Annotated in this window: 25 protein-coding genes; 13 read left to right on the forward strand and 12 right to left on the reverse strand. The window is 71.3% G+C overall.

What is annotated here, in order from left to right; all coding sequences use genetic code 11:
• Positions 1-110 precede the first annotated feature (110 nt).
• Positions 111-584: a RidA family protein gene (locus QMO56_RS07315; protein ID WP_283524552.1), complete on the reverse strand. Its 474-nt coding sequence runs from the start codon at positions 582-584 to the stop codon at positions 111-113.
• A 56-nt stretch (positions 585-640) separates the two neighbouring features.
• Positions 641-2,164, reverse strand: a complete 1,524-nt coding sequence (locus QMO56_RS07320; RefSeq protein WP_283524553.1) for a TSCPD domain-containing protein — start codon at positions 2,162-2,164, stop codon at positions 641-643.
• Positions 2,165-2,385: 221 nt separating this feature from the next.
• Here QMO56_RS07320 and QMO56_RS07325 point away from each other — a divergent pair, with 221 nt between their 5' ends.
• From QMO56_RS07325 to QMO56_RS07355, 7 genes are all read left to right on the forward strand, one after another.
• Positions 2,386-2,745 (forward strand): NADH-ubiquinone oxidoreductase subunit NDUFA12 family protein, encoded by a 360-nt coding sequence (locus QMO56_RS07325; protein WP_283524555.1) that lies wholly within the window; start codon positions 2,386-2,388, stop codon positions 2,743-2,745.
• 7 nt (positions 2,746-2,752) lie between these two features.
• Positions 2,753-3,271 carry an outer membrane lipid asymmetry maintenance protein MlaD gene (gene mlaD, locus QMO56_RS07330; RefSeq protein WP_283524557.1) on the forward strand — a complete coding sequence of 173 codons (519 nt, stop codon included), beginning with the start codon at positions 2,753-2,755 and terminating at the stop codon, positions 3,269-3,271.
• Positions 3,268-3,507 carry a hypothetical protein gene (locus tag QMO56_RS07335; RefSeq protein ID WP_283524558.1) on the forward strand — a complete coding sequence of 80 codons (240 nt, stop codon included), beginning with the start codon at positions 3,268-3,270 and terminating at the stop codon, positions 3,505-3,507. The genes mlaD and QMO56_RS07335 overlap by 4 nt, the downstream gene beginning before the upstream one ends.
• On the forward strand, positions 3,504-3,881 hold the full coding sequence (locus tag QMO56_RS07340; protein ID WP_283524560.1) for a DUF2155 domain-containing protein: 378 nt from the start codon (positions 3,504-3,506) through the stop codon (positions 3,879-3,881). Before QMO56_RS07335 ends, QMO56_RS07340 begins: the two co-directional genes overlap by 4 nt.
• Positions 3,882-4,025: 144 nt before the next feature.
• A complete protein-coding gene (gene otsB, locus QMO56_RS07345) occupies positions 4,026-4,775 on the forward strand; it encodes a trehalose-phosphatase (RefSeq protein WP_283524562.1) in 750 nt (249 codons plus the stop codon).
• Positions 4,772-6,565 (forward strand): glycoside hydrolase family 15 protein, encoded by a 1,794-nt coding sequence (locus tag QMO56_RS07350; protein WP_283524564.1) that lies wholly within the window; start codon positions 4,772-4,774, stop codon positions 6,563-6,565. The genes otsB and QMO56_RS07350 overlap by 4 nt, the downstream gene beginning before the upstream one ends.
• The gene (locus QMO56_RS07355; RefSeq protein WP_283524850.1) at positions 6,553-7,980 is read left to right on the forward strand and encodes a trehalose-6-phosphate synthase; all 1,428 of its coding nucleotides are present in this window, start codon (positions 6,553-6,555) and stop codon (positions 7,978-7,980) included. The genes QMO56_RS07350 and QMO56_RS07355 overlap by 13 nt, the downstream gene beginning before the upstream one ends.
• A 136-nt stretch (positions 7,981-8,116) precedes the next feature.
• Here QMO56_RS07355 and aat read toward each other — a convergent pair whose 3' ends face one another.
• The 8 genes from aat to QMO56_RS07395 all read right to left on the reverse strand — a co-directional run bounded on the left by aat (position 8,117) and on the right by QMO56_RS07395 (position 17,047).
• Positions 8,117-8,767, reverse strand: coding sequence for a leucyl/phenylalanyl-tRNA--protein transferase (gene aat / locus QMO56_RS07360; protein WP_283524566.1), 651 nt, complete (start codon positions 8,765-8,767; stop codon positions 8,117-8,119).
• A gap of 38 nt (positions 8,768-8,805) precedes the next feature.
• A complete protein-coding gene (locus QMO56_RS07365) occupies positions 8,806-9,519 on the reverse strand; it encodes a virulence factor family protein (protein ID WP_283524568.1) in 714 nt (237 codons plus the stop codon).
• Positions 9,516-12,158, reverse strand: a complete 2,643-nt coding sequence (gene mprF, locus QMO56_RS07370) for a bifunctional lysylphosphatidylglycerol flippase/synthetase MprF (RefSeq protein ID WP_283524570.1) — start codon at positions 12,156-12,158, stop codon at positions 9,516-9,518. The genes QMO56_RS07365 and mprF overlap by 4 nt, the downstream gene beginning before the upstream one ends.
• Before the next feature lie 181 nt (positions 12,159-12,339).
• Positions 12,340-13,683, reverse strand: coding sequence for an acetyl-CoA carboxylase biotin carboxylase subunit (accC, locus tag QMO56_RS07375; RefSeq protein ID WP_283524571.1), 1,344 nt, complete (start codon positions 13,681-13,683; stop codon positions 12,340-12,342).
• A gap of 12 nt (positions 13,684-13,695) precedes the next feature.
• Positions 13,696-14,172: an acetyl-CoA carboxylase biotin carboxyl carrier protein gene (accB, locus tag QMO56_RS07380; RefSeq protein ID WP_283524573.1), complete on the reverse strand. Its 477-nt coding sequence runs from the start codon at positions 14,170-14,172 to the stop codon at positions 13,696-13,698.
• Between the two features lie 51 nt (positions 14,173-14,223).
• The gene (gene aroQ / locus QMO56_RS07385) at positions 14,224-14,679 is read right to left on the reverse strand and encodes a type II 3-dehydroquinate dehydratase (RefSeq protein ID WP_283524575.1); all 456 of its coding nucleotides are present in this window, start codon (positions 14,677-14,679) and stop codon (positions 14,224-14,226) included.
• 167 nt (positions 14,680-14,846) lie between these two features.
• Positions 14,847-14,969, reverse strand: coding sequence for a hypothetical protein (locus tag QMO56_RS07390; protein WP_283524577.1), 123 nt, complete (start codon positions 14,967-14,969; stop codon positions 14,847-14,849).
• Between the two features lie 104 nt (positions 14,970-15,073).
• Entirely contained in the window at positions 15,074-17,047 is a 1,974-nt protein-coding gene (locus QMO56_RS07395; protein WP_283524579.1) for a BCCT family transporter, read from the reverse strand.
• 266 nt (positions 17,048-17,313) lie between these two features.
• On the opposite strand from QMO56_RS07395, the gene QMO56_RS07400 reads away from it, so the two are divergent.
• The 3 genes from QMO56_RS07400 (at position 17,314) to QMO56_RS07410 (ending at position 19,165) form a co-directional block, all read left to right on the forward strand.
• A complete protein-coding gene (locus tag QMO56_RS07400; RefSeq protein ID WP_283524580.1) occupies positions 17,314-18,018 on the forward strand; it encodes a hypothetical protein in 705 nt (234 codons plus the stop codon).
• A gap of 135 nt (positions 18,019-18,153) precedes the next feature.
• The gene (gene thiS / locus QMO56_RS07405) at positions 18,154-18,366 is read left to right on the forward strand and encodes a sulfur carrier protein ThiS (RefSeq protein ID WP_283524582.1); all 213 of its coding nucleotides are present in this window, start codon (positions 18,154-18,156) and stop codon (positions 18,364-18,366) included.
• A gap of 4 nt (positions 18,367-18,370) precedes the next feature.
• On the forward strand, positions 18,371-19,165 hold the full coding sequence (locus tag QMO56_RS07410; RefSeq protein ID WP_283524584.1) for a thiazole synthase: 795 nt from the start codon (positions 18,371-18,373) through the stop codon (positions 19,163-19,165).
• Positions 19,166-19,579: 414 nt separating this feature from the next.
• On the opposite strand, the gene QMO56_RS07415 is transcribed toward QMO56_RS07410, so the two are convergent.
• Positions 19,580-21,148, reverse strand: a complete 1,569-nt coding sequence (locus tag QMO56_RS07415; RefSeq protein WP_283524585.1) for a DHA2 family efflux MFS transporter permease subunit — start codon at positions 21,146-21,148, stop codon at positions 19,580-19,582.
• Between the two features lie 12 nt (positions 21,149-21,160).
• Positions 21,161-22,324, reverse strand: a complete 1,164-nt coding sequence (locus QMO56_RS07420) for an HlyD family secretion protein (RefSeq protein ID WP_283524587.1) — start codon at positions 22,322-22,324, stop codon at positions 21,161-21,163.
• Positions 22,325-22,457: 133 nt separating this feature from the next.
• Between QMO56_RS07420 and QMO56_RS07425 the strand changes: the two genes are divergently transcribed.
• The 3 genes from QMO56_RS07425 to QMO56_RS07435 all read left to right on the forward strand — a co-directional run bounded on the left by QMO56_RS07425 (position 22,458) and on the right by QMO56_RS07435 (position 25,196).
• On the forward strand, positions 22,458-23,108 hold the full coding sequence (locus QMO56_RS07425; protein WP_283524588.1) for a TetR/AcrR family transcriptional regulator: 651 nt from the start codon (positions 22,458-22,460) through the stop codon (positions 23,106-23,108).
• Between the two features lie 392 nt (positions 23,109-23,500).
• Positions 23,501-24,631 carry a type III PLP-dependent enzyme gene (locus tag QMO56_RS07430; RefSeq protein ID WP_283524590.1) on the forward strand — a complete coding sequence of 377 codons (1,131 nt, stop codon included), beginning with the start codon at positions 23,501-23,503 and terminating at the stop codon, positions 24,629-24,631.
• A gap of 100 nt (positions 24,632-24,731) precedes the next feature.
• Entirely contained in the window at positions 24,732-25,196 is a 465-nt protein-coding gene (locus tag QMO56_RS07435) for an Lrp/AsnC family transcriptional regulator (RefSeq protein ID WP_283524592.1), read from the forward strand.
• Positions 25,197-25,228 lie beyond the last annotated feature (32 nt).

The following is a 25,228-nucleotide window of genomic DNA, read 5'->3' on the forward strand; positions in this document are numbered from 1 at the left end:
GATGCAAACCACGGGAGGCGGGACAGGACGACCGGGGCCGGGGCCGGGGCCGGCTGGCCGTCAGCCCCTCATAATCCGGCGAGCCGCCGCGGGCGCGGGCGGCGCCGCGTTCAGCCGAGTTCGAACATTCCTTCGACCTCCACGGCCGCATCCATCGGCAGGGAGGGCACACCGATGGTGCTGCGGGCATGCCGCCCGGCCTCACCGAACACCGCCACGGCCAGGTCGGAGGCGCCGTTCATCACCAGCGCATGCTGGGTGAACTCAGGCGTGCAGGCGATGAAGCCGCCAAGCCGCGCCACGCGCGTCACCCGGTCGAGGTCGCCGCCCGCCGCCACCTTGAGCTGCGCCAGCACATTGATCAGGCAGAGCTGCGCCGCCTGCTGCCCCGCCTCGATGCTGACCGTGCCGCCAAGCTTGCCGGTATAGGCGACCACGCCCTCGCGCACCGGCACCTGACCGGAGACCACGACCAGCGTGCCGTCGGCGACCACCGTGAAGGGCACGTAGTTGGCCACCGGCGCGGCCGGGGTGGGCAGGGTGATGCCGAGTTCGGCAAGGCGCGCTTCGATGCGTCCGGCCATGGGGCGTCGTCTCCTTCAGGCAACAGAAAGATGTGGGCCGGCCGGCGAGCGGAGCCTCAGCCGACCAGCCGGAAACTGCGGCGGCGCGCGGCGGGCGAGGGCTGCACCGGCAGGCTCAGCGGCAGCATCGGGCCGCGATCGGCCGGCGTGCCGGTGGCCTCGGCCGCGCACTCGTCGAGCGACGGGTCGGGCCAGAGCTGCCGCGCCGCCGCCTCGTCCAGATAGGCCATGGCAAGGCGCCGGAAGGCCCAGTCCAGCACCGAGGTGGCGCAGAGGATCTCGCCATCCCCCTCCACCGCGCCAGCCGGGCCGAAGCGGGTATAGGCGAAGGCGGCGACATAGTCGGAGAGCGGCACGCCCCGCGCGAGGCCGATGTTCACCGCCAGCAGGAAGCCTTCCAGCAGGCCGCGGAAGCCGCTGCCCTCCTTGCCCATGGAGAGGGTGATCTCGGCCAGGCTGCCATCCCGCGCCTCCGCGGCACGCAGCGTCACCCGGTGGCCGCCGACCACCACCTTCCAGACCGTGCCGCCCGCCAGGGCGGGGCGCGGCGGCGGCAGCGGGCGGGCGGGCTCGGGGCGGGCGAGCGGCGCCGGGCTGGCGGCATGCAGATAGGGGCTGACCGCGCGCTCCATCGCCGCGCGGGCCGAGTCGGGCACCGGGGCCAGCAGGGCGGCGGCGCGGGCGCCGTGCAGCATTTCGGCGCGGCGGGCGGCGCGGGTCGGCCGCTCCACCACCGCGCCATCCTCCGCCCGCACATAGCGGGTGGCGCCCTGTGCCGGGGCGAGGCCGCCGGTCTCGGCGCCCAGCAGGGCCTCGGCGGCATCCGGCGCGGTCAGCACGAAGCAGCCCTGGTGGCGCAGCCCATGGGTGGCGCCGGCCGCGTCCAGCGCGCGGCGGGCGGCAAGGGCGAGGCCGGGCACCACGCAGCGCGCCGGCGGGGCCGGCCAGAGCAGGGCGGCGGGTTCGCGCGCGCCCAGCCGCTCCGCCAGGCGGGCGCTGGCGCATTCGGCGGCGCCGCGCGTCAGGGCGGCGAGGCAGCCGGCCACGTCGCGCGCCGGCTCCGAGTCGTAGTCCAGCCCGAGGGCCGCCAGCAGCCCCGCCAAGTCGGCGAAGCCGAGCCGCAGCCGGGTGGCCTTGCCGCCGGTCAGGATCTCCAGCGCCAGCACGGCGGTCCCCGCCGCCGCACTGTAAGCAGCCGAGTCGAAGCCGCCAGCATCGTCCAGGAAGGCGGACAGGTTCAGCACGAAGCGCGGCTCGGCCTTTCCCTCACCGCGCCAGATGGCAGCGCCCGGCACCCCGCGGCGGGACAGCACCAGCCGCCGCAGCGACTCGGCCAGCCCTGGGGCCTCGGCGGGCTCCAGCAGACCGGCCTGCAGGCCACGGCCGACCAACCGGCCGATCCAGCCCTCCGCCAGCGCGGGCAGGGACACCGGCCCGGTGCCCGGCGCCAGCAGGGCGAGCGCCGCGGCGGCCTCGTCCTCCCATACGGCGGGCAGCGCCACGCTGCGCGGCTCGGAATCCGGGTCCGCCGCCGCGCGGGTGCGCCGCAGCGCGATGCCTTCCCAAGCTGTGCCAGCCATGCGTGCCATGCGTGCAGGCTAAACCGGGCGCGCGTGCCGCGAAAGGCACATCCGGTGGCAAATCGGCAAGGCTTCCTCCAATATGGTGGTGGATGCCGGCGCACCTTCCCCCAGCCCCCCGCATGTGCGAAGGAAGCGGCCGCGAGAGCGCTCCCCCTCCCCCCGCGCGGCGTGGCTCACAGCCCGAGCCGCCCGCGCAGCCTTGATGGAATCGACCGAGTATGTCCTTCCTGCAGCGGCTGACCACTGGCCTCTCCGCCAGCAAGATCGGCACCGACCGCTTCGGCAACACCTACTGGGAGAGCCGGAAGTCCTGGCTCGGCTATGGCCGCAAGCGCCGCTTCGTCCTGTACAACGGCGCGCCCGAGCCGACGAAGGTGCCGCCGGAGTGGCACTGCTGGCTGCACCACATCACCGACGCGCCCCTGCCGGAGAAGAAGCTCTACTCCTGGCAGAAGGACCCGCGCCCGAACATGACCGGCACGCCGCAGGCCTACCGCCCGCCGGCGCATAGCCGCGCCGCCGCCGTCCAGCGGCCGCCCACCGCGGGCGACTACGAGGCCTGGACCCCGGGTGCCTGAGCAGGCGATGCAGCAGCGGAACTGGGCCGAGATCGCGACGGGCGCGCTCATCCTGCTGGTGGCGGCGGCCTTCCTGATCTTCGCCGTCGGGCAGTCCGGCCGTAGCCTGAGCACCAATGGCGGCATGACCCTGACCGCTCGGTTCGACCGGATCGACGGGCTGGCGCCCGGCGCCGATGTCCGCATCGGCGGCGTGAAGGTGGGCACGGTGGTGGAGCAGCGGCTCGACCCCAAGACCTACCTCGCCGTGCTGCGCCTGAGCCTGCAGCCGGGCATCGACCTGCCGACGGACAGCTCCGCCGAAATCACCTCCGAAAGCCTGCTGGGCGGCAAGTATGTCGCCCTCGTGCCAGGCGGCGCGGCGGACATGCTGCAGGACGGCGGCGCCATCACCATCACCCAGTCCTCGGTGAGCCTGGAGGCGCTGCTGGGCCGGTTCATCTTCTCGGTGACGCAGATGAACTCCGGCAACAGCAGCCAGCAGGGGGAGAGCGAGGGAGCGCCGGCGGCGTCCGCGCCACGATGAGCCTGCCTCCGCCGCCCCAGTGGCCGGGCGCCGATGGCCAGCCCGTCGCCTGCCGCGAGAAGCTGAAGGTGCTGGCCGAGAACTACGAGGAGGCCGCCACCATCCTGCGCGACATGTTCGAGGACGCGGTCCTGATGGGGGTGGACGAGGCGGCGATGCGCCGCATCCTGACCGATCTGGTGGCTGCCCTGCCGAGCCCGCGGCGCCCGGGCGGGGACGAGAGCGGAACGGCATGATCCGCCGCCTCCTCAGCGCCCTGTTGCTGGCCGCCGCGCTGGCCGCCCCCGCCGCGGCGCAGCAGGACGCGGGCTGGGTGCCCAAGGATACCGCCAAGCTGCAGGCGCTGGACAAGGTGACGGCCCGTGTCACCGTGCTCGACCTGCCGCTCAACAAGCCGCTCCGCTTCGGCACGCTACAGATCGTCGTGCGTGCCTGCGATGCCCGGCCGCCTGAGGAGGTGCCCGACGCCGCCGCCTGGCTGGAGGTGCTGGAGACGCGCAAGGACCCGAAGGGTGTGCCCGTCTTCCGGGGCTGGATGTTCGCCAATGCGCCCGGCGTCTCCACGCTGGAGCATCCGGTCTACGACCTGCGCGTGCTGGAGTGCCACTGAGGCACTGCGCCGGCCCCGTCGTCACAAAATCGTGACAACACCCCTGAAAACCGCCCCGAATACCCTCGCCGCGGGCCATTCATGGCTTTTTCGAGGCGGCAGAGGGTTTCCCCCTGCGCCAGAGGGGGTCATATCAGAGGGATCATGGAGCAAACCGCCTTTTCCGACGGCCCGCCCGTGCCCCCGCCGCTGCCTGGGAGCCAGGCGGCACTCTTCCTGGACCTCGACGGCACCCTGATCGAGATCGCGCCACGGCCGGACGCCGTGGTGGTGCCTCCTCACCTTCCCGGGCTGCTGGCCCGTCTTTCCACCGGCCTTGGCGGCGCCGTCGCCATCGTCACCGGTCGTGGCCTCGAGGTCGCCAGGGGGCTGACCCAGTCGCCGCCCATCGCCTTTGCCGCCGAGCATGGCACCATCATCCAGGGTGCCGGCGCGGCGGCCGGCGTGCCGCCCATGCCATCCCCGCCCTCTCCGCCGCAGGCCTGGCGCAAGGCGGCGGAGGATTTTGCGCGCGCCCATCCGGGCCTGCTGCTGGAGGAGAAGCGGCACGGCTTCGTGCTGCATTTCCGCGCCGTCCCGGAACTCGGCCCCGCCGCCACCGCCTTCCTGGAGGATCTGGTGCAGGGCAGCGACTTCCAGGTGCTGCCCGCGCATGCCGCCGCCGAGCTGCGCCCGCGCAGCGCCGACAAGGGCACTGCGGTGCGCTGGCTGATGCAGCACCCGCCCTTCGCCGGGCGCATCCCGCTCTTCATCGGCGACGACGTCACGGATGAATACGGCATCAGCGCCTGCAAGGAGATGGGAGGCACAGGTTACCGCATCCCGCGGGACTTCCCTGGGCCCGCTGCCGTGCATGCCTGGCTCCTCCGGATAGCGGACAGCCTGTCCGCATGACCCAGCCGCTCGACCTGGCGCCGGTCGGCAATGGCATCATTGCCGGCCTGTTCGACCGTCGCGGCCGCTGCTCCTGGCTCTGCTGGCCGCGTTTCGATGGCGACCCCATCTTCTGCGCCCTGCTGGGCGGGGAGGAGCCGCAGGACGGCTTCATGGAATGCGAGATGGTCGGCCTGCAGCAGACGCGGCAGGCCTATCGCCGCAACACCGCCGTGCTGGAGACCGAGCTGGAGGACGAGCACGGCAACCGGCTGCGCATCACCGACTTCGCGCCCCGCTTCCGCCGCTTCGGCCGCAGCTTCCGCCCGCCCATGCTGGTGCGGCGGATCGAGCCGCTCTCCGGCACGCCGCTGATCCGGCTGCGCATCCGCCCCCGCGCCCATTGGGGGCGGGACGTGCCGGAGCGCCGCTCCGGCTCCAACCACCTGCGCTACTTCTCGGCCGATTCGGCCCTGCGCCTGACCACCGACGCCCCGCTGGCCTGCGTCGCCGAGGAGGCACCTTTCCTGCTCGACCAGCCCATCACGCTACTGTTCGGCCCGGACGAGACCATCCCCGGCGCGGTCGAGGATCTCGGCGACGAGTTCCTGCGCGAGACGGAGAACCACTGGCTCGACTGGACGCGCGGCCTGCACCTGCCCTTCGAGTGGCAGGAGGCGGTGATCCGCGCCGCCATCACGCTCAAGCTCTGCACCTTCGAGGAGACGGGCGCCGTGGTGGCGGCGCTGACCACCTCCATCCCCGAGGCGCCGGACAGCGGGCGCAACTGGGACTACCGCTACTGCTGGCTGCGGGATGCGCTGTTCACCGTGCAGGCGCTGAACCGCCTCGGCACCACCCGCACCATGGAGGAGTACATCCGCTACGTGACCAACGTGGTGGCCATCTCGCCGGGCGGGGAGCTGAAGCCCTGCTACCCGCTGGTCCCATCCCTCTCCATGCATGAGCGGCTGGCCGAGGCGCTGCCGGGCTTCCTCGGCATGGGCCCGGTGCGGGTCGGCAACCAGGCCGCGGACCAGGTGCAGAACGACGTCTACGGCTCCGTCATCATGGCGGCGGCGCAGATGTTCTTCGACCAGCGCCTGCCCCGCCCCGCCGGCGAGCCGCTGTTCCGCCTGCTGGAGCGGCTGGGCGAGCAGGCCGAGGCGCGCGCTCTGACGCCGGATGCCGGCATCTGGGAGTATCGCGGCCGCGCCCGCATCCACACCTTTTCCGCCGCCATGTGCTGGGCGGGCATGGCCCGGCTGGCCGGCATCGCGCGCCATCTCGGCCTGCCCGACCGGGCGGAGCGCTGGGCGAAGTCGGCGCGCGAACTGCATGCGGTGATCTGCGAGCGCGCCTACCGGCCGGAGCTGGGCTGCTTTGTGGAGAGCTTCGAAAGCGACGGCATGGACGCCTCGCTGCTGCTCCTGCCGGAGATCGGCTTCCTGCCCGCCAGCGATCCCCGCTTTCTCGGCACCCTGGCGGCGGTGGAGCGGCGGCTTTTGCACGAAGGGTTTATTTATCGTTACGATATGGCGGATGATTTCGGGAAACCTGAAACCGCCTTCCTCGTTTGCTCGTTTTGGTACGTAGATGCGCTCGCCGCCGTTGGTCGCATGGAAGAGGCGCGCGCCATGTTCGGGAGCATTCTATCGTGCCGGAATCACCTGGGACTGCTGGCGGAGGATCTGAATCCGACGCGGAATCAACTCTGGGGGAATTTTCCTCAGACCTATTCCCATGTTGGTCTGATTCTCTCGGCCATGCGTTTGAGCCGTTCGTGGGAGCACGGTCTGTGGGGCGGGTAGTCGTCGTCTCCAACCGCGTGGCGGTGCCACGGCGGGGCGAACCGGCGGCTGGCGGGCTCGCGGTCGCGCTGAAGGACGTGCTGAAGGCCAGCGGTGGTCTCTGGTTCGGCTGGAGCGGGGAAACCCGCACGGAGCCCTCCCCGGAGGCCCGGCGCCTGCGCTCGGGCGGCATCGATTACGCCACCATCGACATCGCGGAAGCCGACCACCGGGGCTTCTATGCCGGCTACTCCAACAACACGCTCTGGCCGCTGTTCCATTTCCGGCTCGGGCTGATGGAGTATGACCGTGGGGAGGCGGCCGCCTACCGCCGGGTGAACCGCGAGTTCGCGCGCGCTCTGATGCCCCTGCTGGGGCCGAACGACACCGTCTGGATCCATGACTACCAGCTGATCCCGATGGCCGCCGAGTTGCGGGCCCTGGGTGCCAAGCAGCGCATCGGCTTCTTCCTGCACATTCCCTTCCCGCCCTTCGCGGTGCTTTCCGCCCTGCCGGACGCCGAGCGGCTCCTGAAGGATCTGCTGGCTTACGATCTCGTGGGCGTGCAGACGAAGCGCGACCTGAGCGGGCTGATCAACTCCTTCCAGGAGGGCCTCGGCCTGAGCCCCGATGCGACGGGGGGCGTGCGCGGAGAGGTGGCCGGGACCATGCGGCGCACCCAGCTCTCCGCCCACGCCATCGGCATCGACACCCGCGGCTTCGCCACCATCGCCCGCAAGGCGGCCTACGCCCCGGACACCCAGCGGCTCATCGCCAGCATGGGCGACCGCTCGCTGATCGTGGGCGCCGAGCGGCTGGACTACACCAAGGGCCTGCCGCACCGGATGCGCGGCTTCGCCGCGCTGCTGGCGAACTTCCCCGAGCACCTGAACCGCGTCACCTACCTGCAGGTGGCGGCGCGCAGCCGCAACGAGGTGGCCTCCTACCGCAACCTGCGGCGGGAGCTGGACCAGCTCGCCGGCCGGATCAACGGCGACTATGCCGAGTTCGACTGGACGCCGGTGCGCTACGTCGCCCGCGCCGTGGCGCGCGACACGCTGGCCGGCTTCTACCGCGTCGCGCGGGTCGGGCTCGTCACGCCGTTGCGGGACGGCATGAACCTGGTCGCCAAGGAGTATGTGGCGGCGCAGGACCCGGAGGATCCCGGCGTGCTGATCCTGTCGCAGTTCGCCGGCGCCGCCGAGAGCATGGAGGGCGCGTTGCTCGTGAACCCGCTCGACGCCGTCGCGGTGGCCGAGCAGCTCGACCGGGCGCTGAAGATGCCCCTCGGTGAGCGCAAGGAGCGCTGGGAGAGCATGATGCGCAGCCTGGAGGAGCAGACCGCCACCCGCTGGGCCGAGAGCTTCCTGGCCGAGCTGGAGGAACTGCCCCTGCCGGAGCAGGACCTGCTCTGGGCCTCGCCGACCCGCAACTGAGGAAAAGACCGGGGGAATGAATTCCCCCGAACCCCCTTCTTTTTTCTTCGGGTTCCCCGCGCGGGCGGCCAGCACAGCGCCAAAACCGACAAAAGGAAGATGAGGGTCCGGGGGAATTCCTTCCCCCGGACCTTTTTCACCCCCGCAGCGTCCGGATCGCGTCTTCCAGCCCTTCCGGCGCCGTCAGCCAGCGGGCCGGCGCGTCCAGGGCCTCGGCCAGGCGCCGCTTGTACTCGGCACGGGGGATCTCGATGGTGCCGAACTGCGCCAGGTGCTCGGTGATGAACTGCGTATCCAGCAGCGTGAAGCCGCCCAGGCGCAGCCGCGCCACCAGATGCACCAGCGCCACCTTGGAGACGTCGCGCGCCCGGCTGAACATGCTCTCGCCAAAGAAGGCGCCGCCCAGCGCAACGCCATAAAGCCCGCCCAGCAGTTCGCCCCCGCCCCAGACCTCGATGGAATGGGCGAGGCCCATGCGATGCAGTTCGGTGAACAGCCGCTCGATCTCCGGGTTGATCCAACTGTCCTCCCGCCCCGGGGCGGGGGCCGCGCAACCGGCGATCACCGCCGGAAAATCGGCATCGGCGGTGACGGTGAAGGCATCGGAGAGCACGGTGCGGCGCAGCCGGCGCGGCAGGTGGAAGCCATCCAGCGGCAGGATTCCGCGCAGCTCCGGGTCCAGCCAGTAGAGCCGCCGGCCGGCCCGCGACTCGGCCATGGGGAAGAGCCCGGCGCGATAGGCGCGGAGCAGCAGGTCAGGGGTGATTTCCACCGGGCGGCGGGACATGCGATCCATCATGACCGCGCCGCCGCTCCGGCGCCAGCCTAGCCGGCCGGCTTCGGCAGCCGCGCCAGGATGCGCTCGGCCAGGGCGTCGTAGTTCTCGTCGAAATGGTGGCCGCCGCTGGTGCGGATGATCTCCGCCGGCGTGCCCGTGAAGGCGAGGCAGGCCGTCTCGTCCTCCTCGTCCGAGCCATAGACGCATTGCACCAGGGCCGGCGGCAGGCCGGGAATCTCGGGCGCGGTCGGCAGCGCGCTGGGCCGAGCCATGCCGATGAAGTCGCCCACCTTGATCTCGAAGGCGGCATCCTTGGCGAAGGCCAGCAGCGAGATCAGCACCACCCGGTCCTTGCTCTCCGGCTTCATCCGGTTCCAGGCGAAGGGCATGACGTCCGCCCCGAAGGAGTAGCCGATCAGCGCCACCTTGGGCGTCTGCCACTTCGCCGCATAGAGGGCGATGACGCGGTCCAGCTCGGCGGCCACCGCCTCGGGGGAGCGGCGGGTCCAGAACCAGTTCAGCGTGTCGAAGCCCACCACCGGCACACCGCGGTTGCGCAGGTAGCGGCCGATGGTGCGGTCCAGATCGCGCCAGCCGCCATCGCCGGAGAGAATGATGGCGAAGACGTCGCCGCGCTTCTGTCTGGCGGGCAGCTCGACCAGCCAGGAGGAGGTGTCGCGCTGCGCCCAGGCGGAGCGGATGAAGCCGGGCCGGGCCAGCGCCAGCCCGGCGGCCGCTCCCAGGATCATGCGTCGCTTCATTTACCGATCACTCCCCGCAAGCCGCCGGCCTGCAGCGCCGCCACGTCGGCCAGGACGACCCAGGGGTCGAGCCCGCCCGGCGTGCAGAGGTAGCGCGGCTCCCAGACCGGCTCGAACTTCTCCTTGAAGGCGCGCAGCCCCCGGAAGTTGTAGAAGCGCTCGCCGCGGCGGAAGACCAGCCCGCCCAGCCGATACCAGACCGGCGCCAGGCGATGGGCCGCAAGGCCGGAGAGCGGCGCCATGCCGAGGTCGAAGAACTCGTAGCCCAGCTCCCTGGCGCGCAGGATCAGCCGCAGGAACAGGAAGTCCATGGTGCCGGGCGGCACCTCGGGCAGTTGGCGCATCAGGTCGATCGACATCTCGCGGCGCTGCGCCGGCGTCTCCAGCAGCGTGGCGAAGGCGATGATCTCCCCTTCCCGGCCGCGCACCACCGCGACCGACTGGGCGGTGACGTAGTCCGGCTCGAAGGCGCCGAGCGAGAAGGCCTTCTCGCGCGCCTTGTGCTGCTCCAGCCACGCGCGCGAGACCGCCTCCAGTTCCGGCAGCAGGGGGGCCACCTCATCGGGCGGCAGCACGGCGAAGGTCAGGCCCTCGCGCTCGGCCCGGTTCAGCGCGCTGCGCAGCGGCTGGCGGGACTTGCCCTTCAGCTCGAAGCTGGCGAGCGGCACCCGCGCCGCCTCGCCCAGTTTCAGGGGCCGCAGCCCGACATCGATGTAGAGCGGCAGGTTCTCCGGCCGTACCTGGTAGAAGGCGGCACGACCACCCTGCGCGTCGGCCATCTCGACGAAGCGCCAGACCAGATCCACCCGCCGCTCGCGCGCGCCCACCGGGTCGGACAGCGCCACCCAGGAGCGGCCGCGGCGGCCGTACATGATGAAGGCATCCCCCTCGGGGGCGAAGAGCAGCGCCTTGTCACCCATCCGCACCAGGTTGGCATCCGCCCGCCCCTGCGCGGCGACGATGGCGGTGGCGCGCGCCAGCTCCTCCGGCGTCGGCGGGTGCACCCGGCTGCGGGCCGGGCGCAGCAGCGTCCAGAGCCCGGCGACGAAGAGCGCCAGCACGACGCCGAGCGTGGCGCGCATGCCGCGCGGGGTGCTGGCGTCCAGTTCGAACTGCCACCAGAGCTGGCGGGAATACTCGACGTCCCGGTGGGCGAAGAACAGCAGCCAGGCGGCGGCGGCGACCACGCCGGTCACCGCCAGCCACCAGCCCGGCGTCAGGCTCGGAGTGAGCATCCGCGCCCGCCGGTCGAAACGCTCGCGCGAGACCACCAGGGCGATGCCGAGCAGCGCCAGCAGCGGCAGTTCCAGCTCGCCGCCGCCGCGGGCGATGGAGAGCACCAGCCCGGCGCCGGTGAGGCAGGTGGCCAGCCACCAGGCGCCGTCCAGCCGGTGCACCAGCCCGTGCGCGACGAAGATCAGCGCCAGCCCGCCGACGCTGGCCAGCAGGTGCGAGGCCTCGAAGAGCGGCAGCGGCAGCGCGGGCGCGAGCAGGCCGGGCGTGTCCCCGACCGGCGGCGTGACGCCACCGAGCAGCAGCGCCGCGCCGGCCGCGAAGGCGCCGGCGCCGAGGAAGCGCGGCATCAGCCGGGTGGCGGCGCGCACCGCGCGGGTGCCGCCCTCCAGCAGATGGGCCCGGCGGCTCACCTCGAAGCCGGCCAGCAGCAGGATCGCCAGGCCGAGCGGCAGGGCGAAGTAGGTCAGCCGGTAGAGCACCAGCGCCGCCGCCACCTGGTCGAGCGGCACGGCGCTGTTGTGGAAGGCCAGCAGCACCACCGCCTCGAAGACGCCGATGCCGCCCGGCAGGTGGCTGGCGGCGCCGATGGCGATGGCCACGGCATAGAGCGCCATGAAGGAGGGCAGGTCCACCGCGCCGGGCGGCAGCAGCAGCCACAGGACCGTGGCGGCGGCGCCGATATCCACCAGGGAGATGATGCCCTGCAGCAGGATCAGCCGCGCCGGCGGCATGCGCAGGACGAAGCGGCCAAGCCGCAGCCCCTTGCGCATCCGCCCCAGCACCGCCACGCCGGCGAGCAGCGCCAGCAGGGCGCCGGCCAGCAGCCGGAGCAGCATGGCGGGCAGGCCGAACCAGCCGGCCATCGCCTCCGCCTCCAGCAGCAGGCCGAGCGCCGCGACGGCGTAGAGCCCGAGCACGAAGCTGGCGGTGACGAAGACCAGCAGCCGGCCGATCCGCGCCGGCTCCAGCCCGGCGGCGGCATAGATCCGCCAGCGCACCGCGCTGCCGGTGAAGGCGCCGACGCCCAGCGTGTTGCTGAGCGCGAAGCCGCAGAAGGCGGCCAGCGCGCCGATGCGTGGCGGCACCGCGCCCGGTGCGACATGCCGCAGGGCGGAGAGGTCGTAGCCCAGCATCGCCAGGAAGCTGACCGCCGTGGCGCCCACCGCCGCCAGCAGCACCATCAGCGGCTTCGACTGCAGGGCGGCGATCACCGCCGGATAGTCCAGTTCGCGCGAGAGGGCCTGCAGCGCGCCCAGTGCCAGCAACGCGAGCAGCACACCGCCAGCCAGCAGCAGCCAGGGCCGCAGCAGCGCCAGCCGGTGCCGCATGCCCAGGCCGGCGGGCGGCGCGCCCTCCGACTGGGCGGGAGCCGACTCAGGGGTTTCGGCGGTGAGGCCGTTCATCAGATGTTCCCAGAAGCTTGGGACCGGCGAGGGGCTCAAGGCGGCTGTCATGGCGCCGGGCAGGCTGCCCGCGGGCCGTAGCGAAACAATGAAGGCCGTGTGGCCGGGTTGCCATGAAGCCCCGCCCCCGGCGCCCGAGGCCCCCTCCCCTTCCCTCAATCCCCCGCCGCGCGGAGGACCGTCAGTCGCGCCGGCCGACGAAGCGCTCCAGCCAGTGGATCGTGTAGTCGCCGGCCTGGAACTGCGCATCCTCCATGATGCGCTGGTGCAGCGGCAGCGTGGTCTTGATGCCGTCCACCACCATCTCGGAGAGCGCCCGGCGCATGCGGCCGATCGCCTCGGCGCGGGTCTTGCCATGCACCACCAGCTTGGCCACCAGGCTGTCGTAATGCGGCGGCACGGCGTAGCCGGAGTAGAGCGCGCTATCCACCCGCACGCCGAGCCCGCCCGGCGCGTGGTAGGTGTTCACCCGCCCCGGCGACGGCGCGAAGCTCTCCGGGTCCTCGGCGGTGATGCGGCACTCGATGGCATGGCCGCTGAAGGTGATGTCCTCCTGGCCGTAGCCGAGCTTCTCGCCGGCGGCGACGCGGAGCTGCTCCTTCACCAGGTCGATGCCGCAGACCATCTCGGTCACGGGGTGCTCGACCTGCAGGCGGGTGTTCATCTCGATGAAGGCGAACTGCCCGTCCTGCCAGAGGAACTCCAGCGTGCCGGCATTGCGGTAGCCGAGCTGCGAGAGGCCCCTGGTCACCTGTGCGCCGAGCGCATTGCGCTCCGCGGCGGTGAGCGCGGGCGAGCCGGCCTCCTCCACCAGCTTCTGGTGGCGGCGCTGCAGCGAGCAGTCGCGCTCGCCGAAATGCACCACCTCGCCGTGGGTGTCGGCCAGCACCTGCAGCTCGATATGCCGCGGCCGGTCCAGGTACTTCTCCATGTAGACGGCGTCGTTGCCGAAGGCGGCCTTGGCCTCGGTGCGGGCGACGCGCCAGGCCTCCTCCAGCTCCTCGGCGGAGTGCGCCACCTTCATGCCGCGCCCGCCGCCGCCGGCGGCGGCCTTGATCAGCACCGGATACTTGATGCGCTCGGCGACCTCGCGCGCCTCCTCCAGGCTGGCCAGCTCGCCGTCGCTGCCCGGCACCAGCGGCACGTTGAGCGACTTCATCGCCTGCTTGGCGGCAATCTTGTCGCCCATCATGCGGATGTGCTCGGGCGAGGGCCCGATGAAGGTGAAGCCATGCGCCTCCACCATCTCGGCGAAGCTGGCATTCTCGGAGAGGAAGCCATAGCCGGGATGGATGGCCTCCGCGCCGGTGATGCTGGCGGCCGAGAGGATGGCGGCGACGTTCAGGTAGCTGTCGCGTGCAGCGGGTGGACCGATGCAGACGCTTTCATCCGCCAGCCGCACATGCATGGCGGTGGCGTCGGCCGTGGAGTGCACGGCCACGGTGCGGATGCCCATTTCCTGGCAGGCGCGGTGGACGCGCAGCGCGATCTCGCCGCGATTGGCGATCAGCACCTTCTTGAACATGGCGTAGTGCCTTTACTCGACCACCATCAGCGGCTCGCCGAACTCGACCGGCGCCCCGCTCTCGATCAGGATGCGCGTGACGGTGCCGGCCTTCGGTGCCTTGATCTGGTTGAAGGTCTTCATCGCCTCGATCAGCAGCAGGGTCTGCCCGGCAGCCACCTTGGCGCCCGGCGTGACGAAGGGCGCCGCGCCCGGCTCGGGCGCGAGATAGGCGACGCCCACCATCGGCGAGGTGACGGCGCCCGGCGTGGAGGCATCCACCACCGCCTCGGCGGCGGGAACGGGGGCAGCGGCCTGCACCAGGCCCGGAGCGGCAGCCGGCGCCGCGGCGACCGGCGCCGCCGCCATGGCCACCGGCGCCACCGTCACGCTGCGGGTGACGCGCACGCGGCTGTCCTTGTCGGCCAGTTCGATCTCGGTGAGGTCGGTCTCCCGCAGGATCTGCGCGAGCGCCCGGATCGCTTCCGGGCTGAAGGAAATGCCGCTCATAACGTTTCTCTGCGAACCTCTCGGATACGCCGCCCCATGCGGTGCTGCAGTTCAGTCCTGCTCGGACTGGGCGAGGATGCCGGCGATGCCGCGCAGCGCCAGCGCATAGCCATGCGGGCCAAGGCCGCAGATGACGCCCTGCGCCGCGCGGGACACATAGGACAGGTGCCGGAAGGATTCCCGGCGATGGATGTTGCTCAGATGGACCTCGACCACCGGCAGGTCGGAGGCCAGCAGGGCATCCATCAGCGCGATCGAGGTATGGGAGTAGCCGGCCGGGTTGATCACGATGCCCGCCGCCATGCTGCGCGCCTCCTGCACCCAGGAGATCAGCTCGCCCTCGACATTGGTCTGCCGGAAGTCGATCGCCAGGTCGAGCGCGTCCGCCGTCTCGGCGCAGAGCGCCTCGATGTCGTCCAGCGTCTCGTGGCCATAGATTTCCGGCTGGCGGGTGCCGAGCAGGTTCAGGTTGGGGCCATTGAGCACGAAAATCAGCGGCGGGTTCACGTGGGGCTTCCGTCCGGTCCGATCGGCGCGCGTAGCACGGGGGGTTTCCGCACCGCAAGCGCAGGCGCTGCAAGCCTTTCCGCCGGGAAGCCGCATCCAGGCCCGCGCCCCGGCCATATCCTGTTGATATCGTTAACAGTCCAGGCGCGGGGCAGCCCCGCCGGAGTTCAGGCGGCCATGGCGATGCAGCGCTCCGCACCGCGCCGGCAGGCAGCGATGCAACTCTCCACCTTGTTCAGCCGGGTGCGGTCCTCGATGCAGCGCGGCATCTCCAGGGAAAGCCGGCTCATCTTCCGTCTCCTCCCGGTGGGCAGGAAAGGAGTCGGCCGCTCCCTCAAAGAGGTTGCCGCCGGGGGGGCGCCCCGGCGGCCCGGCCCTTGCCGGCCGGCCGGCCTCAGAGGCCGTGCACGGCGTGCAGGTACTGGAAATGCCGGTCGTACTGGGCCAGCACGTCCTGGATCATCTCCTCCCGGGTATAGCCCATCACGTCGTAGTCCTGGCTGCCTTCCTCCAGGAACACCTCGGCACGGTAGTAGTGCTCGTGCCGCTCCCGCTCCGGGGCGCTCTCGAAGTAGGTGAAGCTCGGCATGGCGTATTCGCGCAGGCGGACGCCGTACTGGAACTCCTCCAGCGCGCCGGGCATGGAGACCAGCCGCAGCCGCCCCTCGCGCCGGTGCAGCTCGGCACTCAGGCCACGGCCGCGCAGCTCGGCGGCCACGGCCTCCAGCGCGGGAGCGGCCGTTTCCTCCAGGAAGCGCAGCACCTCGGCCTTGTGCGGATGCGCGAGGATGCCGTGCAGCTGGCGTTGCCAGGAGAGGCCCTGGCGCGGCGGCAGGTTGGTGGCCAGGGCGTTCTGCCGCAGCCCCTCGCGCTGCAGGCCGCGCCACAGCCCGTAGCAGATCAGCAGCATGATGATCGCAAAGGGCAGCGCGCTGGCGATGGCCGCCGTCTGCAGCGCCTGCAGCCCGCCCGAGGCCAGCAGCACCGCGGCGATCACGCCGGAGGAGACCGCCCAGAAGATGCGCTGCAGCACCGGCACGTTGTCCCGCCCGCCGGCGGCGATGGTGCTGACCACCAGGGCGGCGCTGTCCGCCGAGGTGATGAAGAAGGTGACGATCAGCAGCATCGCCAGCCAGGAGCTGATGGTGGCCAGCGGGTACTGCTCCAGGAAGACGAAGAGCGCCAGCGTCACGTCGTTCTGCACGGCCTCCGAGACGGCCTGGGTGGCCCCGCTCAGGTGCAGGTAGATGGCGCTGTCGCCGAAGACGGTCATCCAGGCGAAGGTGAAGCCGGTGGGCACCAGCAGCACGCCCAGGGTGAACTCGCGGATGGTCCGCCCGCGCGAGATGCGGGCGATGAACATGCCGACGAAGGGCGACCAGGCGATCCACCAGCCCCAGTAGAACAGGGTCCAGTCGCTCAGCCAGTCGTTCGGGGCATAGGCGTACATGTAGAAGCTGCGTTCGGCGAACTGGTCGATGTAGCCGCCCAGGTTCTGCACGAAGGTGCGCAGCAGGAAGGTGGTCGGCCCGACGACGAAGACGAAGACCAGCAGGATGCTGGCCATGATCAGGTTGGCGTTCGACAGCAGCTTGATGCCCTTGTCGAGACCGGAGACCACCGAGAGGGTGGCCAGCGCGGTGATCACCGCGATCAGCACCACCTGCACCCCGAAGCCCACGGGCAGGCCGAGCACATGCGCCAGGCCGGCATTCACCTGCAGCGCGCCGAGGCCGAGCGAGGTGGCCACCCCGAACATGGTGCCGAGAATGGCGAAGATGTCCACCGCATGGCCCATCCAGCCGTGGATGCGCTCGCCGATCAGCGGGTAGAGCGCCGAGCGCAGGCTCAGCGGCAGGCCGTGGCGGAAGCTGAAATAGGCCAGGCTGAGCCCGATCACGGCGTAGATCGCCCAGGCATGCAGCCCCCAGTGGAAGTAGCTGAGGCGCATGGCGGCGCGGGCGGCGGCGATGCTGGCCGGCTCGCCCTCCGGCGGCGCCATGAAGTGCGTCACCGGCTCGGCGACGCCGAAGAACACCAGTCCGATGCCCATGCCGGCGCTGAACAGCATGGCGAACCAGGCGGCATAGCTGAAATCCGGCTCCGAATGGTTGGGGCCGAGGCGGATGCGGCCGTAGCCGCTGATCGCCAGCCCCGCCACGAAGATCAGGAAGCCGGTCACCACCAGCAGGTAGAACCAGCCGAGCTCAGCGGTGATCCAGCGCTGAACCGCGCTGAAGGTGGCGGCGGCGGTCTCTGGCGCCAGCACGCCGAACAGCACGAACAGCAGGGTCAGGGCGGCCGCGCCGATGAACACCGTCGGGTTGACGGCGGCACGGCCGGTGGTCGGGGAGGCAGGCTCGCTCACAATGCGTCTCCTCGGAAGTCGGGGCATCGGCCGGGCTGGCCGGGGGGCGCCGCCGCGGATCACCCCGGGGCCTTCGCGGGCAGCCGGCCGCGCCCGGCCTGCCGGTCACGTAACCATTCGTGACAACTCGGCAGACCTGCTGAAGTTCTGCCGCCCCGCGCAGGTTGCACGGCGCGGCATGGAAGCTCTGCCCAGAGCATGGGATGACACCGCACCGCCGCTTGCCTAGTTTGCGCCGCAGCGTTCCACCCTGGAGGGAGGCCGAGATGACCCCGCTTGCCAGGTTCGGGCTGCCGGTGCTGCTGCTGAGCGGCCTGCTGGCCGGCTGCAGCCCGAGCTATTCACCGGACACCTATGCCAGCCGCGCGGTGCAGCAGGCCAACAAGGTCGAACAGGGCGTGGTCGTCGGCCGCCGCGCCATCGAGATCGCGGCGGACGGCACCACCGGCATGGCGAGCGGCGCCGCGGCGGGCGGCGTGGCCGGCAGCCGGATCGGCGGCGGCGACATCACCTCCGCCTTCGGCGGCATCGGCGGCGGCCTGATCGGCGGCCTGCTGGGCGCGGCCGCGGAAAAGGGCGCCGGGGCCCAGCAGGGCTACGAGTACATCGTGCGCAAGCCCAGCGGCGAGCTGGTCTCGGTCGTGCAGCGGGACGACACGCCGCTGGCGCTCGGCCAGAAGGTGCTGGTGATCGCCGGCGCACAGGCCCGCATCGTGCCCGACTACACCGTGCCCAACGAGAACCCGCCCGGCCCCGCTCCCACCGCTGCGGCGCCGGCCGCCCCGCCCGGCGCCGCGCCCGCCCCCCTGCCGCAGCCCTCCGCCGCGCCTCCATTGCCCCTGCAGGAGGAAGCCCTGCCGCCCCCGGCCGGCTCCGAGGCGCCCACTGAGGCGCCCACCGAGGCCGCGCCGGCCAGCCCCGCCTCCAGCGGCCCTTCGCCGCAGAGCGTGGTGCCTGGGCTGGCCATCTGAGAGAGACGGCGCGAAAGGCCCCGGCACCGGAGCAAGGGTTCCCACCCTGCCTCTCCCGGTGGTCTGGAACCGGGGTGATGCATTCACCGCCCTGCCCCCCTTTCCCCCCGGCCCACCCCGCGCCACATTCGCGCCATGGCGGACAGCATCGAGATCACGATCAACGGGGAAACCCGCTTCATCCAGAACCCGGCGACGGTGGCTGACCTGCTGGCGACGCTCAGCCTGGACACCCGCAAGGTGGCGGTCGAGCGGAACCTGGAGATCGTGCCGCGCTCCGCCTACGGCGCCACCACGCTCGCCGCGGGGGACACGCTGGAAATCGTGCACTTCATCGGCGGGGGCTGAGCCCATGGACGGCTATCAGAATCAGGCGGACGACAGCTGGGAAGTGGCGGGGCACCGCTTCCGCTCCCGCCTCGTCGTCGGCACCGGGCGCTACAAGACGCTGGAGGAGACCGCCGCCGCCATCGAGGCGAGCGGCGCCGAGATGGTCACCGTCGCGGTGCGGCGGGTGAACCTCTCCGACTCCAGCGCGCCCATGCTGCAGGACTTCGTGGACCCGAAGCGCTACACCTACCTGCCCAATACCGCCGGCTGCCACACCGCGCAGGACGCCGTGCGCACCCTGCGCCTGGCGCGCGAGGCCGGCGGCTGGAACCTGGTGAAGCTGGAGGTGCTGGGTCCGCCGCCCTTCCTCTATCCGGACATGCCCGCCACCTTCCAGGCGGCCGAGGCCCTCATCAAGGACGGCTTCCAGGTGATGGTCTACTGCGCCGACGACCCCCTGGCGGCCAAGCGCCTGGAGGAGATGGGGTGCGTCGCCGTCATGCCGCTCGGCGCGCCGATCGGGTCGGGCCTCGGCCTGACCAATCCCTTCATGCTGCACTCCATCATCGAGCAGGCCAAGGTGCCGGTGCTGGTGGATGCCGGCATCGGCACCGCCAGCGAGGCCGCCGCCGCCATGGAACTGGGCTGCGACGCGGTGCTGCTGAACTCGGCCATCGCCCACGCCAAGGACCCGGTGCGCATGGCGAAGGCGATGAAGGCGGCGGTGGAGGCCGGGCGCCACGCCCACCTCGCCGGACGGATGCCGCGCAACTACAGCGCCGATCCCTCCAGCCCGCTCTCCGGGCTGATCCGCTAGCTTCCAGAGGGGGCTCCGGCCGCTCCGGACCGCGCGCCTGCCTCTCGCCCAGAGGGGGCTCCGCCCCCTCCGGACCTCGTGCCTGTCTCTCGCCCAGAGGGGGCTCCGCCCCCTCCGGACCTCGTGCCTGCCTCTCGCCCAGAGGGGGCTCCGCCCCCTCCGGACCTCCCCGGCTGGGGGGACAGTGTCCCCCCAGACCCCGCCATCAACGGCGCTTTCGCCGTTCCGCGCCGGAGGGCATGGCCCTCCGGCGACTGCCGGCACGGCCCATGCTGCCTTTCTTGATTTCGATGCGGCTCCACGGTCCCGCGCCGGGGCGTCAGGCCGCCCAAAACGGATGGCGGGGTCCGGGGTGACACTGTCACCCCGGCGGGAGGGGTCTGGGGAGGGCGGCGCCCTCCCCGGGGCGACGGCTCAGTGCGCCTCCCCGCCTCCGCCCGCCTTCTTCGGCCGTTGCAGCAGCAGGACCAGCGGCATGGAGAGCAGGAAGCAGCCGGCCATCAGCAGCAGCGTGTCGTTATAGGCGAGCACGAGGCCCTGCTGCACCACCAGGTTCTTGATCCGGGCCAACGCGGCGATGTCCGAGGCGCCGCCCAGCCGCCCGGCCATGGCCGCGCTGAGAGTGGACTGGTACTCGCCGACATAGGGCCGCGCCCAGTTCAGCGACTCGGCCATGTGCGTCCGGTGCGCGTAGGAGCGGTCGGTCACCAGGGTGTTGATCATGGCGAGCCCGATGGCGCCGCCGGCATTGCGCATCAGGTTGTAGAGCCCGGCGGCGCCCTTGAGCTGGGCGGGCGGCATGGTGCCGAGGGCGATCTGGTTCACCGGCGCCATGGTCAGCATCATCGCCACGCCGCGCAGGCCGAGGGGGAAGGCCAGTTCGGGGAAGGAGCTCTGCGCGGTGAGCTGGGCCGTCTGCCAGATCGCCACGAAGAACAGCAGCAGCCCGCCGGCCAGCATCAGGCGCGGGTCGGTGCGGGCGAGCAGCCGCCCGGCGAAGGGCGCGGTGCAGAACATGCAGACGCCGGTGATGAACATCACCTCGCCGATCTGCATGGAATTGTAGCCGCGCACCCGGCCGAGGAAGAGCGGCAGCAGGTAGACCGAGCCGTAGAGCCCGATGCCGACGGTGAAGCTGAACAGGCAGCCGATGGCAAAGTTGCGGTTGCGGAAGGCGCGCAGGTCCACGATCGGCTCGGCGCGGGTGAGCGCACGCCAGAAGAACAGCACGCCGGCGACCGCCGCCACCAGGCTCAGGTTGCGCACCGTCTCGTCGGCCAGCCAGTCCCAGCGCGGGCCTTCCTCCATGACGTATTCCAGGCTGCCGAGGAAGGCGGCCATGAACAGCAGGCCCCACCAGTCGAAGCGGGCCAGCAGGCTGCGGTCCGGGCGGTCGATGTCCACCGTGTTCCAGACGGCGAAGGCGATCAGCGCGCCGATCGGCACGTTGATCAGGAACAGCCAGTGCCAGGAGAAGCTCTGCGTCAGCCAGCCGCCGAGGGTCGGGCCGATGGTCGGCGCCAGCGTCGCGGTCAGGCCGATGATGACGGTGGCGCCGGCGCGCTTGTTGCCGGGAAACATCAGGAAGCTGGCGGCGAAGACCGTCGGGATCATGGCGCCGCCGATGAAGCCCTGCGCGGCGCGGAAGACGATCATGGTGCCGAGGTTCGACGCCATGGCGCAGGCCAGCGAGAAGAGGGTGAAGCCCGCGGCCGAGGCGGTGAACAGCACCCGCGTGGAAAGCAGGCGCGAGAGGAAGCCCGAGAGCGGGATCATGACGATCTCCGCGATCAGGTAGCTGGTCTGCACCCAACTCGCCTCGTCCGGGCTGGCGGCGAGGCCGGCCTGGATCTCGGCGATGGAGGCGGAGACGATCTGGATGTCCAGGATCGCCATGAACATGCCGAGCACCATGGCCATGAAGCCAAGGCGGGCGCGGAGCGGCATCTCTGGCGATTGCGCGGCGGGCGCGGCGGCGCTCATGGGGGCAGTTCCTCAGTGGCCGCCCAGGCCGAGCGTCGCCGCGGCGGCGGCCAGGACGCCGCGCGGCGCCTCCGGATCGGCGCGGGTGTCCACCTCGACCACCACGGAGAGGCCGGGGCGCAGCCGGGCGACGGCCTCGGCGTTCTGGCCGGGCTCCAGCACCAGCTTCACCGGCACGCGCTGCACCACCTTGGTGAAGTTGCCGGTAGCGTTCTCCGGCGGCAGCAGGCTGAACTGGCTGCCGGTGGCGGGAGCGAAGCTGTCCACATGGGCGTGCAGCACCTGGCCGGGGATGGCATCCACCGTGACCTCGACCGGCTGGCCTGGCCGCATGCCGGCGAGCTGCGTCTCCTTGAAGTTGGCGACGACGAAGAGCGCCTGCGGCGGCGGCGCCACGGCAATGAGCTGCTGCCCCGGCCGCACGCGCTGGCCGAGCTGCGCCGCGCGGTTGCCGGCGATCCCGTCGAAGGGCGCGCGGATCTCGACATAGGTGAGCGCGATGCGGGCCTGCTCCAGCGCGGCGGCGGCCTGGTCGCGCCGGGCCTCGGCCTGGGCGAGCTGCGCCTGCTGCACCGGCACGGCCTGCCGGCGCACCGCCAGCTCCGCCTCGGCGGCCTGCACGGCGGCGGCCGCCTTGCGCTGATCGGCCACCGCGGTCTCGGCCGACTGGCGGGATGAGTAGCCGCTGCCGCTGAGCGACTGGGTGCGGCGGGCCTCGGCATCGGCGCGGGCCAGTTCGGCGCGGGCCTGCTCGACCTGCGCCGCGGCGGCGCCGATCTGCGCCTGAAGCTGCGTGATGGTCTGGCGCGCGGTCTGGATGGCGGCCTCGGCCTCCTCCAGCGCCGCCTCGTCCTGCCGCACCAGCAGGCGGGCGTCGCGGTCATCGAGCCGCAGCAGCACCTGCCCGGCCTTGACGGGCTGGTTGTCGGCCACGGCGACCTCGGTCACGTCCGCCTCGATACGCGGCGTCAGCACGGAGATGTCGCCCTGCACATAGGCGTCGTCGGTTTCGACCAGGAAGCGGCCGGTGTGCCAGTACCAGTTGCCGCCCAGGGCGGCCGCGGCCAGCAGCACCACGGGCAGCACGCGCAGCAGCCAGCGGCGGCGGCGCTTGGGCGGGGGCAGGCTGGCCTGCGCGGCGCCGGCGGGGGCGGCGGGAGAGACGGGAGCGTTCATGGGCAATCCTGGAACTGAACGGTTCAGTTCAGTGAGCCGCCCAGGTGCTCCTTCCCGAACAGGAAGTCAAGACCGGACTGAACCGTTCAGTTTGCCCTTGAATCCGGCCACCGGCCGGGCCTAGTGAGCGCACATGTCCCAAGCTGCCGAGTCCGTGGAAGCCTCACCAAAGCGCCGCGCCATCCTTGAGGCGGCGGCGGAGCTGTTCATGGCCGAGGGCTTCGGCGCCGTTTCCATGGATGCGGTGGCGCGCGCGGCGCAGGTCTCCAAGGCAACGCTCTATGCCCATTTCCCGGGCAAGGAGGCCCTGTTCCTCGAAATCATCAGCGCCAACTGCCGAAAGATGCAGGCGATGATGGATGTGGCGCTCTCCGCCTCCGGCGTGACGCTGGAAGGGGCGCTGGCCGAACTGGGCCAGCAATGGCTGCATTTCCTGCTGCGGCCGGAGGTGCGGGCCCTGCACCGGGTGGTGGTCGCCGAGGGCCTGCGCTTCCCCAACCTGGCGCGGGACTTCTACGCTGGCGGGCCGCAATCCGTGCGCCGCTGGCTGGCGGGCTGGCTGGCGGCCGAGCAGCGCGCCGGCCGGCTGCGCCCGGACGCCGACCTGATGCTGGCGGCCGAGCAGTTCCTGGCCCTGCTGCGCGGCGACATCTTCGTGCGCGCGACGCTCGGCTTGATGCCAGGAGCGGGCGAGCGCGAGGTGGCAACGCAGGCGGCGAATTCCGCGCGGGCCATCGTCCGGCTCTACGGCACCGCACCGGCCATGGAGGCGGCTTCCGGCTGACAGGCGGCACCGCCCCCGGGAATCGGAGGGATTCCCCCCGGTCACGCTTTCGGCGCAGGAGCCTTCCCGCCCTTCCCGCTCCGCTTCGGGAACTTTCCTCCTGCCGCAGGCCGCTCACGGAAAAAAACCGGCGCAAGGGGGAGAAAAACCTTTGCGTCGTGGCGCGACATCTCTATATGCGCGCCCAGACGCAGTACGCACGTGCCTCTGGCCCCAGGCCGACCGTAATCGGCCAAAGGTTTACGCAACGACGTCAAGCGTTCTGGCAACCCCGGCGAAGGCGCGAGCCTGACACCGGCCTCTTTTGGTCGCTGGTTCGTTCGACCGTTTCGTCAACTTGGGGCCGCCGCCCGAAAGGGGCGGTCCTTCCGTATCGGATGGAGGGTGGTGCGATGACCCCCAAGGTCTCCCGCTTCCTGCGCGACGTCGCTCCCGCGACGCCGTGCCTCGTCGTCGACGTGGATCGCGTCGCCGAGAACTACGGCCGGCTGAAGGCGGCGCTGCCGCTTGCCCGGATCTACTACGCGGTGAAGGCCAACCCCGCCGCCCCGATCCTGAGTCGGCTGGTCGATCTCGATTCCTGCTTCGACGCCGCCTCGCTGGAGGAGGTGAATCTCTGCCTGGCCAATGGCGCCCGGCCGGAGTCGATCTCCTTCGGCAACACGGTGAAGAAGGAAAGCGCGATCAAGGCCGCCCACGAGGCCGGCGTGCGCATGTTCGCCTTTGATTCGGAGCCGGAGTTGCGCAAGCTCGCCCGCTCCGCGCCCGGCGCGAAGGTCTATTGCCGCATCCTCGTCGGCAATGTCGGCGCCGAATGGCCGTTGTCGAAGAAGTTCGGCTGCGAGGTCGAGATGGCGAGGGAGCTGATGGTGCTGGCCGGCGAGCTCGGCCTGGATCCTTTCGGCATCTCCTTCCATGTCGGCAGCCAGCAGACCCGCACGGATGCCTATGAGGCGGCGATCGCCAAGGTTGGCCTGCTCTTCACCGACCTGAAGAATGCCGGCGTGAATGTCCGCATGATCAACATCGGCGGCGGCTACCCGGTGCGTTACCGCTCCGAGGTGCCGGAGATCGGCGCCATCGGCGATGCCATCATGGGCGCCATGGTCGAGGCCTTCGGCAATGCCCTGCCCGAGATGGTGGTGGAGCCGGGCCGCTTCATCGTGGGTGATGCGGGTGTGGTCTCCTCCGAGGTCGTGCTCGTCTCGCAGAAGGGGAAGGAGGACCCGGTGCGCTGGGTGTACCTGGACATCGGCCGCTTCGGCGGGCTGGCGGAAACCGAGGGCGAGGCGATCAAATACGCCTTCCGCACCCCGCATGACGGCGGCCTGGAAGGTCCGGTGACCATTGCCGGCCCGACCTGCGACAGCACCGACACGCTCTATGAGAAGTCCAACTACCGCCTGCCGCTGGCGCTCGACTCGGGCGACCGTGTGGAACTGCTTTCCACCGGCGCCTATGTGACGACCTATGCCAGCCAGGGGTTCAACGGCTTCGCCCCCCTGGCCGAGCACTACATCTGACACCCCGCGGCGGGGAGGCCCCCCCTCCCCGCCCGGTTTCTCCCGCTCCCTGCGCCTGTTTCGCGTTTGCCGGCAGCCGGTGGCCGGATAAACTCGCGCGATGGACGCCATTGACCGGAACATCCTCGTCGCCTTGCAGGAGAATGGCGCAGCCGGCCTTGCCGAGCTGGCCAAGGTCGCGGGCCTCTCGGTCTCCGCCACCGCCGAACGCGTGAAGCGCCTGGAGGAGCGGGGCACCATCCGCGGCTGGCGCGCCGACCTGGATCCCGCCGCCATCGGCTGCCCGCTGCTCGCCTTCGTCTTCGTCTCGATGCGACCGGGGCGGGAGGAGAACGCCTTCCGCATCACCATGCGCGCGGCGGAGCCGGTGCTGGAATGCCACCACGTCACCGGCGCCTGGACCTTCCTGCTGAAGCTGCGCCTGCCTGATCTCTCCGCCCTGGAGCGCTTCGTGGCCGATCAGGTGCGGGGCCAGCCGGGCGTGGAGCGCACCGAGACGGTCCTGGCCATCACCTCGGCGAAGGAAACCGCGATTCTTCCCGTCGCCGAAGCCACGGAAGAATAGAAGTTCGGGGGAAGGAATTCCCCCGAACCCCC

This window comes from Roseomonas sp. E05, assembly GCF_030063475.1.
GTDB lineage: Bacteria > Pseudomonadota > Alphaproteobacteria > Acetobacterales > Acetobacteraceae > Pseudoroseomonas.